Source organism: Streptomyces monticola, assembly GCF_042665355.1.
GTDB lineage: Bacteria > Actinomycetota > Actinomycetes > Streptomycetales > Streptomycetaceae > Streptomyces > Streptomyces monticola.
Genome location: NZ_JBHTCF010000033.1, coordinates 35,667 through 52,271, shown reverse-complemented (window position 1 = coordinate 52,271; position 16,605 = coordinate 35,667). Strand labels below are relative to the sequence as shown.

The 16,605-nt window shown below is 71.9% G+C and carries 14 protein-coding genes; 7 read left to right on the top strand and 7 right to left on the bottom strand.

Annotated features, from left to right (window positions below):
- Window positions 1–2 precede the first annotated feature (2 nt).
- Both meaB and ACFQVC_RS40260 read left to right on the top strand, forming a co-directional pair.
- Window positions 3–986, top strand: coding sequence for a methylmalonyl Co-A mutase-associated GTPase MeaB (gene meaB / locus ACFQVC_RS40265; RefSeq protein ID WP_381840952.1), 984 nt, complete (start codon window positions 3–5; stop codon window positions 984–986).
- A 176-nt stretch (window positions 987–1,162) separates the two neighbouring features.
- Window positions 1,163–2,545 (top strand): threonine/serine exporter family protein, encoded by a 1,383-nt coding sequence (locus ACFQVC_RS40260; protein WP_381840949.1) that lies wholly within the window; start codon window positions 1,163–1,165, stop codon window positions 2,543–2,545.
- Here ACFQVC_RS40260 and ACFQVC_RS40255 read toward each other — a convergent pair.
- The 6 genes from ACFQVC_RS40255 to ACFQVC_RS40230 all read right to left on the bottom strand — a co-directional run bounded on the left by ACFQVC_RS40255 (window position 2,511) and on the right by ACFQVC_RS40230 (window position 9,105).
- The gene (locus ACFQVC_RS40255) at window positions 2,511–3,290 is read right to left on the bottom strand and encodes a hypothetical protein (protein ID WP_381840946.1); all 780 of its coding nucleotides are present in this window, start codon (window positions 3,288–3,290) and stop codon (window positions 2,511–2,513) included. The genes ACFQVC_RS40260 and ACFQVC_RS40255 overlap by 35 nt on opposite strands.
- A 116-nt stretch (window positions 3,291–3,406) precedes the next feature.
- Window positions 3,407–4,630 carry a CaiB/BaiF CoA transferase family protein gene (locus ACFQVC_RS40250; RefSeq protein WP_381840943.1) on the bottom strand — a complete coding sequence of 408 codons (1,224 nt, stop codon included), beginning with the start codon at window positions 4,628–4,630 and terminating at the stop codon, window positions 3,407–3,409.
- A gap of 65 nt (window positions 4,631–4,695) precedes the next feature.
- Entirely contained in the window at window positions 4,696–5,958 is a 1,263-nt protein-coding gene (locus ACFQVC_RS40245; RefSeq protein WP_381840940.1) for an acyl-CoA dehydrogenase family protein, read from the bottom strand.
- A 48-nt stretch (window positions 5,959–6,006) separates the two neighbouring features.
- Window positions 6,007–7,497, bottom strand: coding sequence for a CoA transferase (locus ACFQVC_RS40240; protein WP_381840937.1), 1,491 nt, complete (start codon window positions 7,495–7,497; stop codon window positions 6,007–6,009).
- A gap of 103 nt (window positions 7,498–7,600) precedes the next feature.
- Window positions 7,601–8,608, bottom strand: a complete 1,008-nt coding sequence (locus ACFQVC_RS40235; RefSeq protein WP_381840934.1) for a 3-hydroxyacyl-CoA dehydrogenase family protein — start codon at window positions 8,606–8,608, stop codon at window positions 7,601–7,603.
- A gap of 59 nt (window positions 8,609–8,667) precedes the next feature.
- A complete protein-coding gene (locus tag ACFQVC_RS40230; protein WP_381840931.1) occupies window positions 8,668–9,105 on the bottom strand; it encodes a MarR family winged helix-turn-helix transcriptional regulator in 438 nt (145 codons plus the stop codon).
- 212 nt (window positions 9,106–9,317) lie between these two features.
- Between ACFQVC_RS40230 and ACFQVC_RS40225 the strand changes: the two genes are divergently transcribed.
- From ACFQVC_RS40225 to ACFQVC_RS40205, 5 genes are all read left to right on the top strand, one after another.
- Window positions 9,318–9,896, top strand: coding sequence for an isochorismatase family protein (locus ACFQVC_RS40225; protein WP_381840928.1), 579 nt, complete (start codon window positions 9,318–9,320; stop codon window positions 9,894–9,896).
- Between the two features lie 402 nt (window positions 9,897–10,298).
- The gene (locus ACFQVC_RS40220) at window positions 10,299–10,637 is read left to right on the top strand and encodes a hypothetical protein (RefSeq protein WP_381840925.1); all 339 of its coding nucleotides are present in this window, start codon (window positions 10,299–10,301) and stop codon (window positions 10,635–10,637) included.
- Window positions 10,634–12,721 carry a bifunctional polysaccharide deacetylase/glycosyltransferase family 2 protein gene (locus ACFQVC_RS40215; protein WP_381840922.1) on the top strand — a complete coding sequence of 696 codons (2,088 nt, stop codon included), beginning with the start codon at window positions 10,634–10,636 and terminating at the stop codon, window positions 12,719–12,721. The genes ACFQVC_RS40220 and ACFQVC_RS40215 overlap by 4 nt, the downstream gene beginning before the upstream one ends.
- 237 nt (window positions 12,722–12,958) lie before the next feature.
- On the top strand, window positions 12,959–14,005 hold the full coding sequence (locus tag ACFQVC_RS40210) for an LCP family protein (RefSeq protein WP_381840919.1): 1,047 nt from the start codon (window positions 12,959–12,961) through the stop codon (window positions 14,003–14,005).
- 165 nt (window positions 14,006–14,170) lie between these two features.
- Window positions 14,171–14,773, top strand: coding sequence for a hypothetical protein (locus tag ACFQVC_RS40205; protein WP_381840916.1), 603 nt, complete (start codon window positions 14,171–14,173; stop codon window positions 14,771–14,773).
- Between the two features lie 35 nt (window positions 14,774–14,808).
- Here ACFQVC_RS40205 and ACFQVC_RS40200 read toward each other — a convergent pair whose 3' ends face one another.
- Window positions 14,809–16,521: an IclR family transcriptional regulator domain-containing protein gene (locus ACFQVC_RS40200; RefSeq protein WP_381840913.1), complete on the bottom strand. Its 1,713-nt coding sequence runs from the start codon at window positions 16,519–16,521 to the stop codon at window positions 14,809–14,811.
- Window positions 16,522–16,605: the final 84 nt, after the last annotated feature.

Below are 16,605 nucleotides of genomic sequence, written 5' to 3'. Positions count from 1 at the left end.
CGATGGCCAAGGCGATCGACCTCGACAGCTATGTGAAGGGCGTACTCGACGGGAAGCGCGCGCCGATCGCGCGCGCCATCACCCTCGTCGAGTCCACCAGGCCCGCCCACCGCGCCCAGGCCCAGGAGCTGCTCACCCAGCTTCTGCCGCACTCCGGGCGGGCCCGGCGGATCGGCATCAGCGGAGTGCCGGGCGTCGGCAAGTCGACGTTCATCGACGCGCTCGGCACGATGCTGACATCGCTCGGTCACCGGGTCGCGGTGCTCGCCGTCGACCCGTCCTCGACCCGCACGGGCGGCTCCATCCTGGGCGACAAGACCCGGATGGAGCGCCTCTCCGTCGACCCGGACGCCTTCGTACGTCCCTCGCCGACCGCGGGCACGCTCGGCGGCGTGGCCAAGGCGACGCGCGAGTCGATCGTGGTGATGGAGGCCGCCGGGTACGACGTGGTGCTTGTGGAGACCGTGGGCGTCGGGCAGTCCGAGACCGCCGTCGCCAATATGGTCGACTCCTTTCTGCTGCTCACCCTGGCCCGCACCGGTGACCAGCTGCAGGGCATCAAGAAGGGGGTCCTGGAGCTGGCCGACGTGCTCGCCGTGAACAAGGCCGACGGGCCGCACGAGCGGGACGCGCGCTCGGCGGCGCGGGAGCTCGCGGGCGCGCTCCGCCTGATGCACCCGGCCGACGCGGCCTGGACCCCGCCTGTGCTGCACTGCAGTGCGCGCGAGTCCTCCGGGCTCGACACGGTCTGGGAGCGGCTCGAGCAGCACCGGGCGCTGCTCGACTCCCAGGGGCGGCTTGCGGCGAAGCGGCGGGATCAGCAGGTGGAGTGGACCTGGAACATGGTCCATGACGAGCTGCTCGGGCGGCTGCGGGCCGATCCGAAGGTACGGGAGCTGGCTCCCGGGCTTGAACGGCTCGTCCGGGACGGGGAGTTGACGGCCACGCTGGCCGCGGAGCGGATCCTGTCGGTTTTCCGGGGGTAGGTTCGGCGGTTCGATCGCGCACCGTCGCGGTGCGTGCCGCGCATCGCCCTGCGGGCTCGTCCTCAAACGCCGGACGGGCTGTACTTGTCACCCGTACGGACCCCGTCGGCGCCCCTCCCCGTCCCGCCCACGGCACATTGCTGTGAAGGGGCCGAAACCGACGGACGGGGTGCCGTATGGCCGAGCCACCCGTTCCGGACGGGGAGCGGCGGGGTGTGCATCCGTTTTCGCGGGGGACCGCGCGGCACTCCTCGTCGGCGGCACGGCACCGGCTGCGGCGGCTTCGTACCTTGTTGCGGGCGGAGGCCGTGCTGCCCGAGCACGATGAACCTCCGCCGCCGCCACAGGAGTTGATCGCCTTCCTGCGGACCTGCGGCGCCGCGCTCGTGCGTGCGGGGGAGCCCGCGGCGGATGTGCAGAACACCGTCAACCGGCTCGGCGCCCGCTACGGCGTGCCCAAGGTGCACACCTTCGTCGTGCCCACCGGTGTCTTCGTCCGCGCGGGGGACGGCCCGGACTCCGTCATCGACTTCGCCCCGGTCGAGGGCTCCGACCTGCGCCTGGACCAGATCGACCGGCTCTACCGCTTCATCGACGACACCTACGCCCACCCCGAGCCGCCCGACGAGGGCGCCCGGCGGCTCGCCGAGATCGACGCGATGCCGCCGCGCTTCCCCGTGGCCGTACGGATCCTCGGCTATGTGGTCCTGACCATGGGCCTCGGGCTGCTCACCCTGCCCAACACCATGGCCCTGGCCGGGTACGCCGTGCTCGGGCTCGTCGTCGGGCTGCTGCGGGAGCTGGCCGAACGTACCGGCCGGGTGCTCTCCCTCGCCCTGCCCGTGGTGGCCGCGGTCCTGGTCACCGCCGTCGCCTACCGCTACAGCGGCCCGCTGCTCGGCGAGGACCCGACCAAGCTCCTCATCCCGCCGCTGCTCGCCTTCCTGCCGGGGTCGGCCCTCACCATGGGCACCATCGAGCTGGCCACCGGCTCCATCGTGTCGGGCGCCACCCGCCTCGTGTACGGCCTGAACGTGCTGGTGCTGCTCGCCTTCGGGATCGCCGTCGGCAGCCAGCTGGTCACCGCGCACCCCGTCACCAAGGACGCCACGATGCATGCGCTCGGCCCGGAGGGGGCCTGGGCGGGGGTGGCGCTGCTCGGCCTCGGATACGTCCTGAACTTCTCCGCCGCGCTCCGCTCCCTGCCCTGGCTGCTGCTCGTGCTGTGCGTGGCCAGGCTCGGCCAGGACGTGGGCGGAACCCTGGCGGGGCCGCTGTTCGGGGCCTTCGCGGGCGGGGTGACGCTGCCGCTCGTCGCCCGGCTCATCGAGCGCAGCCCGCACGCACCGCCCGCGCAGGTGGTCTTTCTGCCCGCCTTCTGGATGCTGGTGCCGGGGCGTCTGGGGCTCACCGGCGTCGGCACGCTCCTCGTGGAGCACCAGACCAGCGGTATCGGCACCACCGTCGACGCCCTGCTCACCGTGGTGGCGGTGGCCCTCGGCGTCCTGGTGGGGGCGAACGCGGTCAGGCCCCCTGCCCGAGCCGCTCCAGCTTCGTGATGTCCACCGAATCGGCCTTCGACGGTGTCTCGGGCGCCACCGGCTCGTCGTAGTCCGTGAAGGTCGTGGTCTGCTCCGCGCCACCATCCTTCAGCTGCACCTTCAAGGGGTAGGGCTTGCCCTCCGTGGCGACGTACATCGTCTCGTCCTTGCCTTCGTCGCTCTTCTGCCGCAGCTCGATGGCGTCCTTGCCGCCGACCTGCGTGACCTCGCCCTTGCGCAGCTGCTTCCCCTTCGACTTGTCGGCGTCGATCTCCTTCTGGATCGCGGTCAGGTCGCAGGCCTTGACCAGTTCCTTGAACATCGGATGGGTGGTGCGCCCGTAGAGATGGCGGCCCTTGTACGTCCGGGCCGCCGCGTCGCCCGCCTTGCCGGGGGCCAGGGCCTTCCACATGGCGTCGTCGGGTTTGATCCAGGCCTCGTCACCGCGCTTGACCAGCTCGAAGCTGCCCTGCTTCTGCGGTCCTGTGAACGTCCCGGTGCAGTTGCCCTCGCGGTCCACGGCGAAGTCGAAGGACTGCGGCTCGTCGCCGGCCGTTTCGGTGCCGCTCATCTTCATGCGCAGCGACTTGGCGTCGAGGAGCGCCTTCTTCGCCTCGTCCGAGATCTCCTGTGCGCTCTTGTCGGCGAGGCCGCCGCCCGGCTTGTCGCCGTCGCCGTTTCCGTCCCCGCAGCCGGTCAGACCGCCGACCAGGGTGATGGCACACAGCGCGGTGAGGGCACTCGCCCTCCGGGTCCTGGACATGAGGTCTCCTCACGACGGGGTGCCGGCGGGACGGCACGGCCGGCTGCAGGCACCAGTGACGCACGGAACGGGCCGTACCGCGAGTACCCGCGGTACGGCCCTCCAGTCAGTCCGGCTCAGGCCTCAACTCGGCTTCGCAGCGCGGCGATCCGCTCCTCGGACCAGCCCGCTTCGGCGAGCAGTTCACCGGTGTGCTCGCCGACGCGCGGGCAGTGCCGCCGCATCGGCACCGGCTCGCCGTCGAACCGCACGGGGTTTCCCACCGCGCGGTAGTCGCCCTCGCTGGGGTGGCGCACGGTGCGCAGCATGCCGCCGTCCGACCAGTACGGGTGCGAGTCGACCCGGTCGATGTCCAGGACCCGGCCGAAGGGGATGTTCAGCCCGGCGCAGATTCCGGCCCATTCGTCGGTGGTGTGCCGGCCGGTCTCCTTGGCGACCTCGTCGTAGAGGGCGGGGGTGTTGCGGCGCACTCCGTCCGGTGTCGCGAACCGCTCGTCCGCCATCACCTCGGGCCGGCCCACGTAGTCGAAGAAGTCGGTGAAGTTGCGGTGCGAGTACGGCAGGATGCACGCCCAGCCGTCCTTGGTGGCGTACGCCCGGTGGCCGGGGGAGAGGGAACGGGCGAAGCCGGCGCTGCCTGCCGCCCGCTCGTCGTGCTCCGCCGCGTAGGCGCCGCCCGCCAGATGCTCGACCAGGGTGAACGCGAACATCGTGTCCGTCATGGGAACTTCGACATGCTGCCCGCGCCCGGTGCGCTGCCGTGCCACGAGCGCCGCGAGCACCGAGTAGGCGATGGTCAGGCCGCACACCTTGTCCGCGAGGATGGTCGGCACGTAGTGGGCCTCGCCGGTGGCGCGCCGCATCAGGTCGACCATGCCCGAGGTGGCCTGCACCACTTCGTCGTACGCGGGCAGGTCCGCGTAGGCCGAATCGCTGCGGAAGCCCTGGGCGTTGCAGTAGATGAGCCCGGGGTGGGCGGCGGCGAGGTCGTCGTAGGTCAGGCCCAGCTTCTTGAGGGCCTTGGGGCGCATATTGGTGATCAGGACATCGGCCGTGCCGACCAGGGCGAGCGCGGCCTCGCGGCCCTCCGGGGTCTTGAGGTCGAGGGCGGCGCTGCGCTTGTTGCGGTTGAGGTTGAGGGAGATGCCGCCGATGTCGCTCTCGCTGTCGCGGCGGTTCATCATCCGCATCACATCGCCGTCGGGCGCCTCGATCTTGATGACGTCGGCACCGAGGTCGCCGAGGATCTGGGCGGCGTACGGGCCCATGACGACGCTCGCGAGGTCGATGACGCGGATGCCGTCCAGGGGGCGGGGGGTGTGGGTGTCGGTGGTGGTCATGGAGCAGCTCCTGCCGTGGAGTCGGGAAGGGAAGGGGCAGGTGAGTTCGGAGAGGCTGGTGAGGGTCAGACGAAGGCGCTGTGGCCCGTCGCCGCCCGGCCGACGATCAGGGCCTGCATGTCGCGGGTGCCTTCGTACGAGTAGAGGGCCTCGGCGTCGGCCCAGAAGCGGGCGATGTCGTGGTCGACGAGGATGCCGTTGCCGCCGAACACCTCGCGGGCCAGCTGCACCGTCTCGCGGGCGGCGGTGGTGCAGAACATCTTCGCCACCGAGGCCTGCGGGTCACTGAGCCGGTGCTCGTCCTGCAGCTGCGCCATGCGGACCAACAGGCCCTGCGACGCGGTGATGTTGGCGAGCATGCGCGCCAGGTTGTCCTGCACGATCTGGAAGCGGGCGATGGGGCGGCCGAACTGCTCGCGCTCCACGGCATAGCGGCGGGCTGCCTCATAGGCGCCGATGGAGCAGCCGAGCGCGTTCCAGGCGACACCGCCGCGGGTGGTCTTCAGGACCCGGGCGACGTCCTTGAAGGTGTGTGCGTTCTGCAGCCGGTCCGCCTCGGGCACGCGTACGCCGTCGAGTTCGATCAGCGCGTTCTGTACGCCGCGCAGCGACACCTTGCCCTCGATCTTCGTGGCGGTGAAGCCGGGAACACGGTCGTCGCCGTGATTGCTCTTGTCCACGACGAAGCCCTTGACCTGCCCGTCGGCCACGTCGCGGGCCCACACCACGATCAGGTCGGCGAAGGTGCCGTTGCCGATCCACTTCTTGCGGCCGTCGAGGATCCAGGTGTCGCCCTCACGCCGTGCCGTGGTGGTCAGGCCGCCTGCCGCGCCCGAGCCGACATCCGGCTCGGTCAGTGCGAACGCCCCGATCCTGCGCCAGGCGAGGAGGTCCGGCAGCCACCGGCGGCGCTGCTCGTCGGAGCCGGTGAGCATCACCGAGCCCAGGGCGAGCCCGCTGTGCACGCCGAAGAAGGTGGCGAAGGAGGCGTCGACGCGGCCCATCTCCATGGTGAGGAGCCCGGCGAGGAGATTGCTGAAGCCGGGGCAGCCGTAGCCGTGGTAGGCGCTGCCCGTGATGCCGAGGTCGGCGAGGCCCGCGGCGAGATGCACCGGTGTGGTGGCGTCGGCCCACTGCTCGTTGGCGAGGGGCCGCACCTCGGCGTCGAGGAACGCCCGTACCCGGTCGAGGATTTGGCGCTCCTCGGGGTCGAGCAGATCCTTGACGGCGTAGAAGTCGCCTTCGACGGCTCCCGGGTCGGTGCGCTTTTGTGCGGTGCCGGTGCCGGTGCCGGTGCTAGGGCTGGTGGTGCCGTTGGTGGTGGTCATGACGGAGTCCTTCGTACGAAGAGGGGGGGGGGTGGCCGGCGCCGCCGGTCAGCGGGGCAGCCACTCGGGGCGGCCCGAGCCGCGGGGCACCAGGACGGTGCGGAAGGAGCCGGGGGTCGCGGACATCCGGACCTGGTCGGTGACGCCCTGGTAGTGGCCGAGCGGAGTGTCGGCGGTGAACAACTCCGGGTCGAGGTAGGCGTGTTCGCCGCCGCTGCCCGCCACCTCGTGGGCGTACGACCGGTCGAAGACGCCGAGCGAGAGGATCCACAGGGCGACCCGGGTGAGCGAGACGTGGACGCGGTAGCTGCCGCCGTCACGGGCCCGGCGGGTGAGGGCCTCGACGGCGCCCGCGGTGGCCAGCCAGGACAGGACGTAGTCGTTGACGACCTTGACGGGCGGCAGCTGGGGCCCGTTCCCGTCGCCCTCCATGAGCATGGTGCCGGTGACACAGCCCGCGGTCTGGTCGAAGCCGGGGCGGTTCGCCCACGGCCCGCTCTCGCCGTGCAGGGACACGTTGACATGCACGATGCCCGGCCGCACGGCGGCGGCTTCCGCGGCGCTCAGGCCGATCTTGTCCAGGAAGCCGTGGCGCCTGTTGGCGTAGAACACATCGGCCCCGCCCAGCAGTTGGCGGATGGTGCGCTGCCCGTCCGTGGCGTACGGGTCGACGGTGGCCGAGCGCACGCCGGCGTTGGCGGTGCAGTACGTGACGTCGTTCTCCCACTCGGTGGGCCGCCACAGGTTGAGGGCGTCGGCGCCGTGGAAGGCGAGGTCGCGGCCGATACCCGCGCCCGCGATGACATGGCCCATGCCCAGTGCCCGGATGCCGTCGAGGGGCTGGCGCGCCCCGGCCGGCAGCGGCTCGGGTGCGCTGTCGCCGATCTTCTCGATCTCGATCAGCGGAAGCGCCGCCAGGTGGTCGCGGTACTGCGGCTCGGCGAGAAACTCCCCGGTGGTGCGCAGCATCGGCATCACCACGCCCGCCTCGGCGCCCGCGCGTTCGAGGTCGGCGGCGTTCCAGCGGGCCACGGCACGGGCCACCGCCTCGTGCTCGTCCCAGGTCCGCAGAAGCTTGAGGGTGCGCTGCTTGAGCCGGGGATAGATGTTCAGGGGCATCACCCAACGCCCGTCGCCCGCCTGGAAGAAGGAGAGCGAGAAGGGGTTGGCGGGGTCGCTGGGGGTGCCCGGTGAGAAGCCGTTGAGCTTCTCCCACTTGCGGTCGTAGAACGGGCACAGGCGGTGCGGCATCCGGCGCAGGTCGACGTCGATGTCCTGCCCCGCGCCGCCGCGCAGCCGCCACAGCTTGGCGAGGGCCACGGACTTGGCGGCCATGCCGATACCGGGCACCGCACCGAGGCGGAGTGTGGACGGCACGATGGGGTCGGCGCCGCGGAAGGTGAGGGTGCCGCCCGCGTCCTGCTCGGTCATCCCCAGGCAGGCGAGTACCTCGCCGAGAGCGGTGTGCGGGTCGAAGGGGTCGTCACCGGTGACGGGGTGGGCGACGGCGTGGCTGATCTTTTCGGTGAGCGAAGGCATGGGAGGCCTGCACTCCTTCCGGATACGGGTGAGGGGGCTGTCGCGGAGGTCCTTCGCGGGGATCTGTCGCGGGGGTCTGTCGCGGGGTCTGTCGCGTGGCGCGTCAGGCGGAGGGCGTCGGCGGCGCGGGCCGCAGGGTATGCATCAGCCGGATCTGCGCGGCGTCGCGCTCGTCCTCCAGGGCGGCCACGGGGCGGGCGCCGAAGTCCCGCTCGGCCTGCTCCGACAGGAGGGCCACGGTCTGCTCGTCGAGCCGCGGACGGCCGAGCTGGTCCCAGCGCTTTTCCAGGCCCGCGCCGAAGTGGTCGAGGAAGTGCGGCAGTCCGCCGGGCCCGCCGCCGAGGTGGAAGGTGCGGAACGGTCCGGCCACCGCCCAGCGCAGGCCGATGGACGAGGTGACGATCGCGTCGAGCTCCGCCGCGGTGACGACACCGTCGGCGACGAGGGCCACGCACTCCTGGAACAGGGCGGACTGCAGCCGGTTGGCGACGAAGCCCGGCACCTCCTTGCGCAGCACCTGGGGCTGCTTGCCGAGGGAACGGTAGAAGGCGACGGCGCGCTCCACGGTCTCGGGCGAGGTCCGCGCACCGGGCACGACCTCGACGAGCGGCACGAGGTGCGGCGGGTTGAAGGGGTGCCCGACGACGAGACGTTCCGGCTGCTCCAGGGCGCCTGCGATGTCGGTCGCCGGAATGCCGGAGGTGGAGGTCGCGAAGAGTGCGTGGGCGGGTGCGTGGGCCTCGATCGTGGCCCACAACTGCCGCTTCAGGTCGAGGCGTTCGGGCCCGTTCTCCTGGACGGCGTCGGCGCCGGTGACGGCCCGCGCCACGTCGGGCTCGAAGGTGAGACGGTGTTCGTACGCCTCAAGCGGCCGGCCGAGCGCCGCCATCGCGGGGGCGATACGGAGCAGCCCCTCGTGCACCTCGCGGTCGATGCCGGGGCGCGGGTCGCTGACGGTGACGCGGTGGCCGTGGGCGAGGAACAGGGCGGTCCAGGAGATACCGATGACGCCGCCGCCGATGACGGCTGTCCGCACTGCAGGGGCCGCGGGTGCCGCCTGCGCTGCGTGCTGCGGCTGTGTGAACTCCTGGCGTTGGTCCGGGTCTTGCATGGTGGTGCGCTTCTTTCGGACGTGAGACGTGAGGGGTCGAGCGTGGGGCGAGGCGCGGGTCAGGCGTCGGCCTCGGGTTCCCCGGGGTGGTTGTAGCGGTGCAGGAGCCGGGCGAGCGTCACGATGTCGGCGCGGCTCCAGGAGGAGACCTGCCGGGCCACGCCCTCGTCCATCACGGACTCGGCGGCCGCGAGGCGCTCGCGTCCGGCGTCGGTGAGGCGGTAGACGATGGCGCGGCCGCCCTCCGGGGCGGGGTCGCGCTCGACGAGCCCTTCGTGCCACAGCTCGGTGAGCTGTCTGCTGGTGGTCGACTTGTTGAGCCCGGCGGCGGCGACGAGGGTGCCGAACGGCACGGACTCCTCACCGTCCATGCGGGCGAGCAGGAAGTACGCGGCGAAGGACAGGCCCGGGTGCAACTGGTCGGCCTGGGCCCGGAACCGCCGGGACATCCGGGACAACTCCCCGCGCAGCTCCTGGACTTCCGGTCGGGCGGTCATGAGCGGCTCCCTGGCGGCTCCCTATGTTGCAATCTGCAACATCGATCGATGTATCGACCATAGACCTGCGCCCGGCGGGGCGCAAGTCCCGGCGAAACGGACTTCTGCCCGGGCGGGCTCCGCTGCGGCGGGCGGGAGCGGGCTTGGCAGAATCTGTCCCTATGTCAAAGAACCCGCAGGCCGTGAGCTCGCAGTCCGTGACTCCTGAGCCCGTGAGCTCGCAGTCCGTGCCCCCTGATGCCGTGGAAGCCCTGATCGTCGTCGACATCCAGTCGGCCTTCGTCACCGGGGACGGTGCCGTCCCCTCGGCCGCCCCGCTCCTCGTGCGGATCGAGGACCTCATCGGCCGTGCGCGGGACAGTGGCGCCCTCGTCGTACATCTGCAGAACGACGGCCCCGACGGCGCGCCCGACGAGGCCGGGACGCCCGGCTGGGAACTGCACTTCCCCGTCGAGCAGGGGCCGCGCGAGGTGACGTACCGCAAGACCGAGGACGACGGATTCGCGGAGACGGAACTGGGGGCGTTCCTGGAGAAGCACGGCGTGCGGAGCGTCGCCGTGTGCGGAGTGATGTCCGAGATGTGTGTCGGGGCCACGGCGCGCACCGCGCTCGCGCGCGGCTACCGCGTGGTGCTGCCGCACGACGCGCACGGCACGTACGACATCCCCGCCGCGCCCGGCATCAGCGACCTGGTGCCCGCGCCGATGGTGTCGCGGGTGGCCGAATGGGCGCTCGGCGACGAGGTGGAGATCGTGGCGCACGCGGCGGCGGTGACCTTCCGCGCCGTGTGACCTTCCACGGCGGACGGGCTTCCACGCCGTACGACCTTCCCTGCCGTATACGACGCGACGTGCGCCAGCTGAGCAAAGCGCGGCAACGAACCATCATCGAGAGCGAATTCACGCCGAAGGAAGCAAGAAGGAACCAAGAACGATCACGTCACGTCACAGTTCCGCCGTATCGTCACCTTGCGGCACAGTCCTCAACTGACCACCCTCATAGCGACACAGAACTCAGCGGCACAACCCCCCACAGCACCCCCCACAGGAGCTACTTGTGTCCGGCGCGACCACGTCCCACCCGTCCCGTATGCCCATACGCGAGCACAGCGCATCGAGCGCATCGAGCGCCGTGAGCACCCGAAGTACCCGCTCCCGCAGAGAGGGGACCGCCGCCCACGCATTGTGGGCGGCATGACGCCCGGAAGGCGGCTCGGACGCCGCAACCGCCCGGTCTTCATTGAGCGTTCGGGACATCGCAGACGGCTCATGCGGTCCCTGGCGGCGATGCTCGGCTGCGCCTGCGCCGGCTATCTGGTCTTCTTCTTCGTCGTCTTCGACGCGCTGCAGCAGCCCGCGGGCAAGGCGCCGCCGAGAATGGACGAGCCGTTGCCGACCAGCAACGCACGCCATGACTCCCGGATCGACGCCGACGAACCGGGCGGCAGCGCGAAGCCCCGCCCGCGGACCTCCCCTGCCACGCCCACCGACCGCCCCTCGACCCGTCCCGCGACGCCGCGGGCCGAGCGGTGAGCCCCCGGCACGCGCTGCGCCGGCCCCCGCGCGGACACTGGGTCCTGCTCTTCCTCGTTCTCCCGGTGGTCACCACCGCCCTGCTCTTCGAGGGCTGGACCACCCACGAGGTCGATGCCGCACGGTCCAAACGCCCGTGCACCCGACCCATTCCGCGGGCGGCCGACGACGGCCGGCCGGTGCTCCGTATCGCCGGCGACCGGATCGAGACCGCGGGCATGCCGCCGCGCACCGCGGCGCTCACCTTCAACGGCGGCCCCGACCGCCGCTGGACCCCGCGCCTGCTCGACCTGCTGCGCGCGCACGACGCACGGGCCACGTTCTTCCTCTACGGCGCCAAGGCGGCACGCCACCCCGACCTGGTGCGCCGGATCAGGGCAGAGGGGCACGAGATCGGCTCGTACACCTACACCGGCGGCGACCTCGGCACCGCGTCCACCGTGCGCTCCCGCCTGGAGCTGTCGCTGACGCAGACCGCGCTCGCGGGCACGGCGGGAGTGCACACCCGGCTCCTGCGCCTGCCGCACACCACCGCCGCCGACACCCTGTGCGGCGCCGAATGGGGCGCGGCACGCCGCGCCGCCGCGCAGGGCTATCTCCTGGTCGCCGTCGACCACAAGTCACGGCGGCCGTCCGAAGGCGTGATCCGGCAGTACAGCCACACCGAACTCGGCCACCGCGAGGCACAGGCGCTGCTGGGCAATCCGCGCGTCGACAAGTTCACCACCGTCACCGCCGGGCTCGGGCGGCCCACGCTCACCACCCCGGCGCCGGCGGCCGAACGCCTCAAAGGCGAAGGCCTGTTGTGGGCCGGGACACTCGGGCACGCCTTCACCCGCCTGATGGCGTGGGTTCTCGGCGTCGCCGGGGCACTCGGTGTGCTGCGGCTCGTGCTGCTCGCCCTGTTCGCCCGCGCCCATGTGCGCCGCGCCGACCGGATCAGGCCCGGCGCGCCCCGGCTGCGGGAGGTCACCGAGCCGGTGACCGTCCTCGTGCCCGCGCACAACGAAGAGGCGGGCATCGTCGCCACCGTGCGCTCCCTGCTCGCCTCCCTCTACCCGCAGCTGCAGATCGTCGTCATCGACGACGGCTCCACCGACGGCACCGCGGACCTCGTCGAGGCCATCGACGACCCCCGCGTGACCGTCGTGCGCCAGCCGAACGGCGGCAAGCCCAAGGCCCTCAACACCGGCCTGGGATACGCGGAGCACGACATCGTGGTGATGGTCGACGCCGACACCGTCTTCGAACCCGACGCGCTGTACCGCCTCGTCCAGGCGCTCGCCCACCCGGCCGTCGGCGCCGTCAGCGGCAACACCAAGGTCGGCAACCGGCGTCATCTCCTGGGCCGCTGGCAGCACTTGGAGTATGTGATCGGCTTCAACCTGGACCGGCGGATGTTCGAGGTCCTGGAGTGCATGCCCACCGTCCCGGGCGCCATCGGGGCCTTCCGCCGCGACGCGCTCATGGGCATCGGCGGCGTCAGCGAGGACACCCTCGCCGAGGACACCGATCTGACCATGGCGCTGTGGCGGGCGGGCTGGCGGGTCGTCTACGAGGAGTCGGCCGTCGCCTGGACCGAAGTGCCCAGCAGCATCGGCCAGTTGTGGCGCCAGCGCTACCGCTGGTGCTACGGCACCCTGCAGTCGATGTGGAAGCACCGGCGCGCTCTGGTGGAGATGGGCCCGGCCGGCCGCTTCGGGCGCCGCGGCCTGACGTATCTGCTGCTCTTCCAGATCGTCCTGCCGCTGTTCGCCCCGGTCGTCGATGTCTTCGCGCTGTACGGGGTGTTCTTCCGCGATCCCACACAGGCGCTCGCCGTGTGGCTCGGCTTCCTGGCCGTCCAGCTGATCACCGCGGGGTACGCGCTGCGCCTGGACGGGGAGCGGCTGCGGGAGCTGTGGGCGCTGCCGCTGCAGCTGTTCGTCTACCGGCAGCTGCTCTACCTGGTGGTCATCCAGTCCGTGATCACCGCCCTGCTCGGCACCCGGCTGCGCTGGCAGCGCATGCTGCGCTCCGGCACCAGCGAACAGCACCTGCTCGACGAGGCCACGGGGCAGCGCCCCCTGACGGCCGCCAAATGACCTGAGAAAGAGGGGAGTCACGCCATGCAGGACCCGCCTGACCAGTGGGTCGCGGACGGCCGTGGACAGTACGGCCGTGGACAGTACGGCCAGAGGGAGTACGGCCAGGGGGAGTCCGGCCGTGTGGAGTCCGGCCGTGTGGAGTACGGCCGGGGGGAGGGCGGCCGGGGGCCGTCCGCGCGGACCGGAGGCGCAGCTGGAGCCGGACCCGGGGGGCGTGCGGGTCCTGTGGTCGCCGTGTCCGGGCCGCTGTGGCGGCAGGAGTCCGCGGTGCTGCTGCGGCCACCGCCCAAGCGTCCGCGCACGCGCCGCCGCAAACGCCGCCGCCCCGTGCGCCGGCTGCTGCTCGTGCTGCTCGCCGTCGTCCTCGCCACGCCCGCCGGCACCTACGCCTGGGCCGAGAACCGGCTCAACCGCGATGTAGACCTGGGCGCTTACGGCCACCGGCCGCCGCCAGGGGCCGGCACCACGTATCTGATCGTCGGCTCCGACAGCCGCGCGGGACTGACCGCGGGCCAGCAGCAGGACCTGCACACCGGTGCCGTCTCCGGGCGCCGCACCGACTCCATGATCCTGCTGCACACCGGTGCCTCCGGGGCCACGATGGTGAGCCTGCCGCGCGACTCATGGGTGACTGTGCCGTCGTATGTGCGCCCCTCCACGGGCAAGCGGTCGGGCCGGGTGAAGAACAAGCTGAACGCGGCCTTCGCGGACGGCGGCCCCGAACTCCTCGCGCGTACCGTCGAGTTCAACACCGGGCTGCGCATCGACCACTACGCGGAGATCGGCTTCGCCGGGTTCGTGAACATCGTCGACGCGCTCGGCGGGGTCCGGATGTGCCTGGAGCGGGACATCAGGGACGAGAAGTCGGGCGCCGACCTGAAGAGGGGCTGTCAGCGGCTCGACGGCGCCGACGCGCTGGCCTTCGTGCGCCAGCGCCACCAGGAGGCGGACGGAGACCTGGGCCGCACCCTCAACCAGCAGAAGTTCCTGTCGGCTCTGGCCCACCAGGCCGCCACGGCGGACACGGTGCTCGACCCGGCCACGCTCTATCCGGCCCTGAGCGCGGGCCTTGACACCCTCGTCGTGGACGAGGAGATGGGCCTGCGCGACCTGGCCTCCATGGTGCGCGCGGTCCAGGGCGTCACCAACGGCCGCGGCAAACGCATCAACGTCCCCGTGGCGGCCGTCGGTATCCCCACCCCGAAGGGCAGCGCGGTGCGCTGGGACACGGAACGGGCGCGTGCGCTGTTCGACGGACTGCGGCGGGACCGGCCGGTCTAGGTGCTGGGCGCGACGTCGCCGTCCCGCCCGAGTCGCAGGGCGCACAAGGTCGTTAGGGTACGTCCGCAGCAGTCGGCCGACGGGACCCGTCACCAAGAGCAAGCCGACGGGACCCGTCACCAAGAGCAAGCCGACGGGACCCGTCACCAAGAGGAAATGGAGCGTATGGAGCGCGCAGGTGCCATCGAGGCACACCGGATATTCATGGTGGACTCCGATACGGAGGACCCCTGGTTCCCCATGCCGCTGGGGGAACAGCACGACGACTGGCGCAAGGACTGGGCCGAGCAGTGCGCCAGGGCGATGCTGCTCATGCACGGCGAGCGGCCGAAGCGGCGCAGAGTCAAGAATCTGCGCGACTGGCTCGTGGACTACTCCCGAGGATTCGCCTCGTCATCGGCGCACTTCGCGTACCTCTTCGCTCCCACCATCGACACGGTGCCGCACCCCGCCTTCGCGGTGGTCGGCGCGAGCGAGGGCGACCGGGAGACGGAACTCCGTGCGACGGTGCGCGGCGACGCACAGCAGTTGCTGCATCCGTTCGAGCCGACGGTCTTCCCGGGCGGCCGGCTCGGTGAGGGGATGCGCGCCGTGAACCACTGGAGCGACCGGCGGGCGGGGCCGGTGGTCTCCGCCCGGTACGGCTGGCGTGTGGAGGAGTCCGCGGTCGACGTGGCCTTCTACGTCGTCGGCGACGCGGACTTCATGACCCCGCATCTCGACGCCTTCGACGCATACGCCCGCACGCTGTATCTGAAGCCCCTGTGAACACCCTCTGAGCCCGTCGGTCCCTGTGCCCGTGCTCAGGCCACCGTGATGCGCGAGAAGCGGCCCGCGATCCGGAGTTCCTCCTCGATCGCGGCCGCCGTCCTGCGCAGTTCGGGCAGGACTTCGGCGCGGCACCGGGCGGGTGTGCGGCGGCTGCTGTGCATGGCGACGTTCAGCGCGGCCACCGCACGGCCGTCCGCGTCGCGCACCGGCACGGCGAGCGAGCGCAGGCCTTCCTCCAGTTCCTCGTCGATCAGGGCGTGACCGGCCGCGGCCACCTCGTCCAGGAGCGCAGCGAGCCGCTCCCGTCCGGTGACCGTGCGCGGAGTCAGCGGCCGGATGTCGCTCCGGGCCAGGAGAGCGGCGCGCTCGTCGGGCGGCAGATCGGCGAGCAGCACCCGGCCCATGGACGCGGCGTAGGCCGGCAGGCGCGTGCCGATGGTGATGTGCACGCTCATGATGCGGCTCGTCGCGACCCGCGCCGTGTACCGGATGGCGTCCCCGTCGAGCACCGCGAGGGACGCCGAGTCATGCACCCGCCGTACCAGCGCGGCCAGATGAGGGGCGGCGATCTCGGGCAGTGTGGTGCGCGACAGGGGTGCGTGGCCGAGACCGAGCACCCCGGGGGTGAGGCTGAAGCTGCGGTCGTGCGCGGTGACCAGGCCGAGGTGCCCGAAGGTGATGAGGGCGCGCCGTGCGGTGGCGCGGGCGAGCCCCGTGGCCTCGGCGACGGCGGAAAGCGTCAGGTCCGCGCGGCCCTCGCCGAACGCCGTGAGCACGGTCAGGCCACGGGCCAGTGACTCCACGAAATCCGCGCCGAGCTCCTGCTTGGACGCCGTGGTCCAGGCCGCGAGGCCCGCGGCGGGCGGCGCGGCGACGGGTGAGGCCGGTGCGGGTGAGGGGGCCGCGAGCCGGTCCTCCATCGCGGCGACCGCTTTGCGCGCGCCGGGCAGCAGTGAGCGGCGCAGGGACGCGGCGCTGTGCCGGCTGGTATGGCTGACGACGCTCAGGGCGCAGACCGTAAGCCCTCGCGGATCACGTACGGGCAGGGAGAGGGCCACGAGTCCGGGTTCGATGAGCTGGTCGTCGAGGGCGAGTCCGGCCTTGCGGGCCTTGGCTGTACGGGACTTGAAGGCGCCCTCGCCCTTACCGACGCCACCGTCGTCCTCGCCCCCACCCGCGCCTTCGTCCTCGTCCTCGCGCGGTGGTACGGCCGGAAAGCCGCTGTCGTTCGGGTCGGCCGCACGCCGCGCACGCCAGCGCGCCCACTCCTCGTCGCCCCAGGCGGCGGCGAACAGCGCTCCGGGCGCGGTGCGTTCGGCGGGCAGCAGATCGCCGATGCGGAAGCTGAGGGACATGGCGCGGCGGCGCGTGGACTGGTGGACGAAGCGCACGGCGTCGCCGTCGGGCACCGCGAGGGAGACCGACTCGTCGAGTTCGTCGGCGAGTTCCTCGGCGAGCGGACCGAGCAGGCCCGGCAGCCGGACGGCGGCCAGATAGGCGTTGCCGAGCTCCATGAGGCGCGGGGCGAGGACGGCCGTGTGGCTCTCCAGGCGCAGATAGCCCATCCGGGCCAGGGTGGCGGCGACCCGGTCGAGGGTGGCGCGGGCCAGACCGGTGGCGCGGACCAGTTCGCCGAGGGGCAACCGGCCGTCGGCAGCGCCGAGTTCCCGCAGCACGGCCACCCCGCGCAGCAGCGGTCCCACGGCTTCGGCGGGCGGATCGGTGTGCGGTGCCTTGACGGCCATGGAGGTCTCCGCTGCGGTTCGACTGTGGCGGGTCCGCCGGGGGCGTGGCGGCGCAGAGGCGTTGACATCGGCTTCCGGCGACCG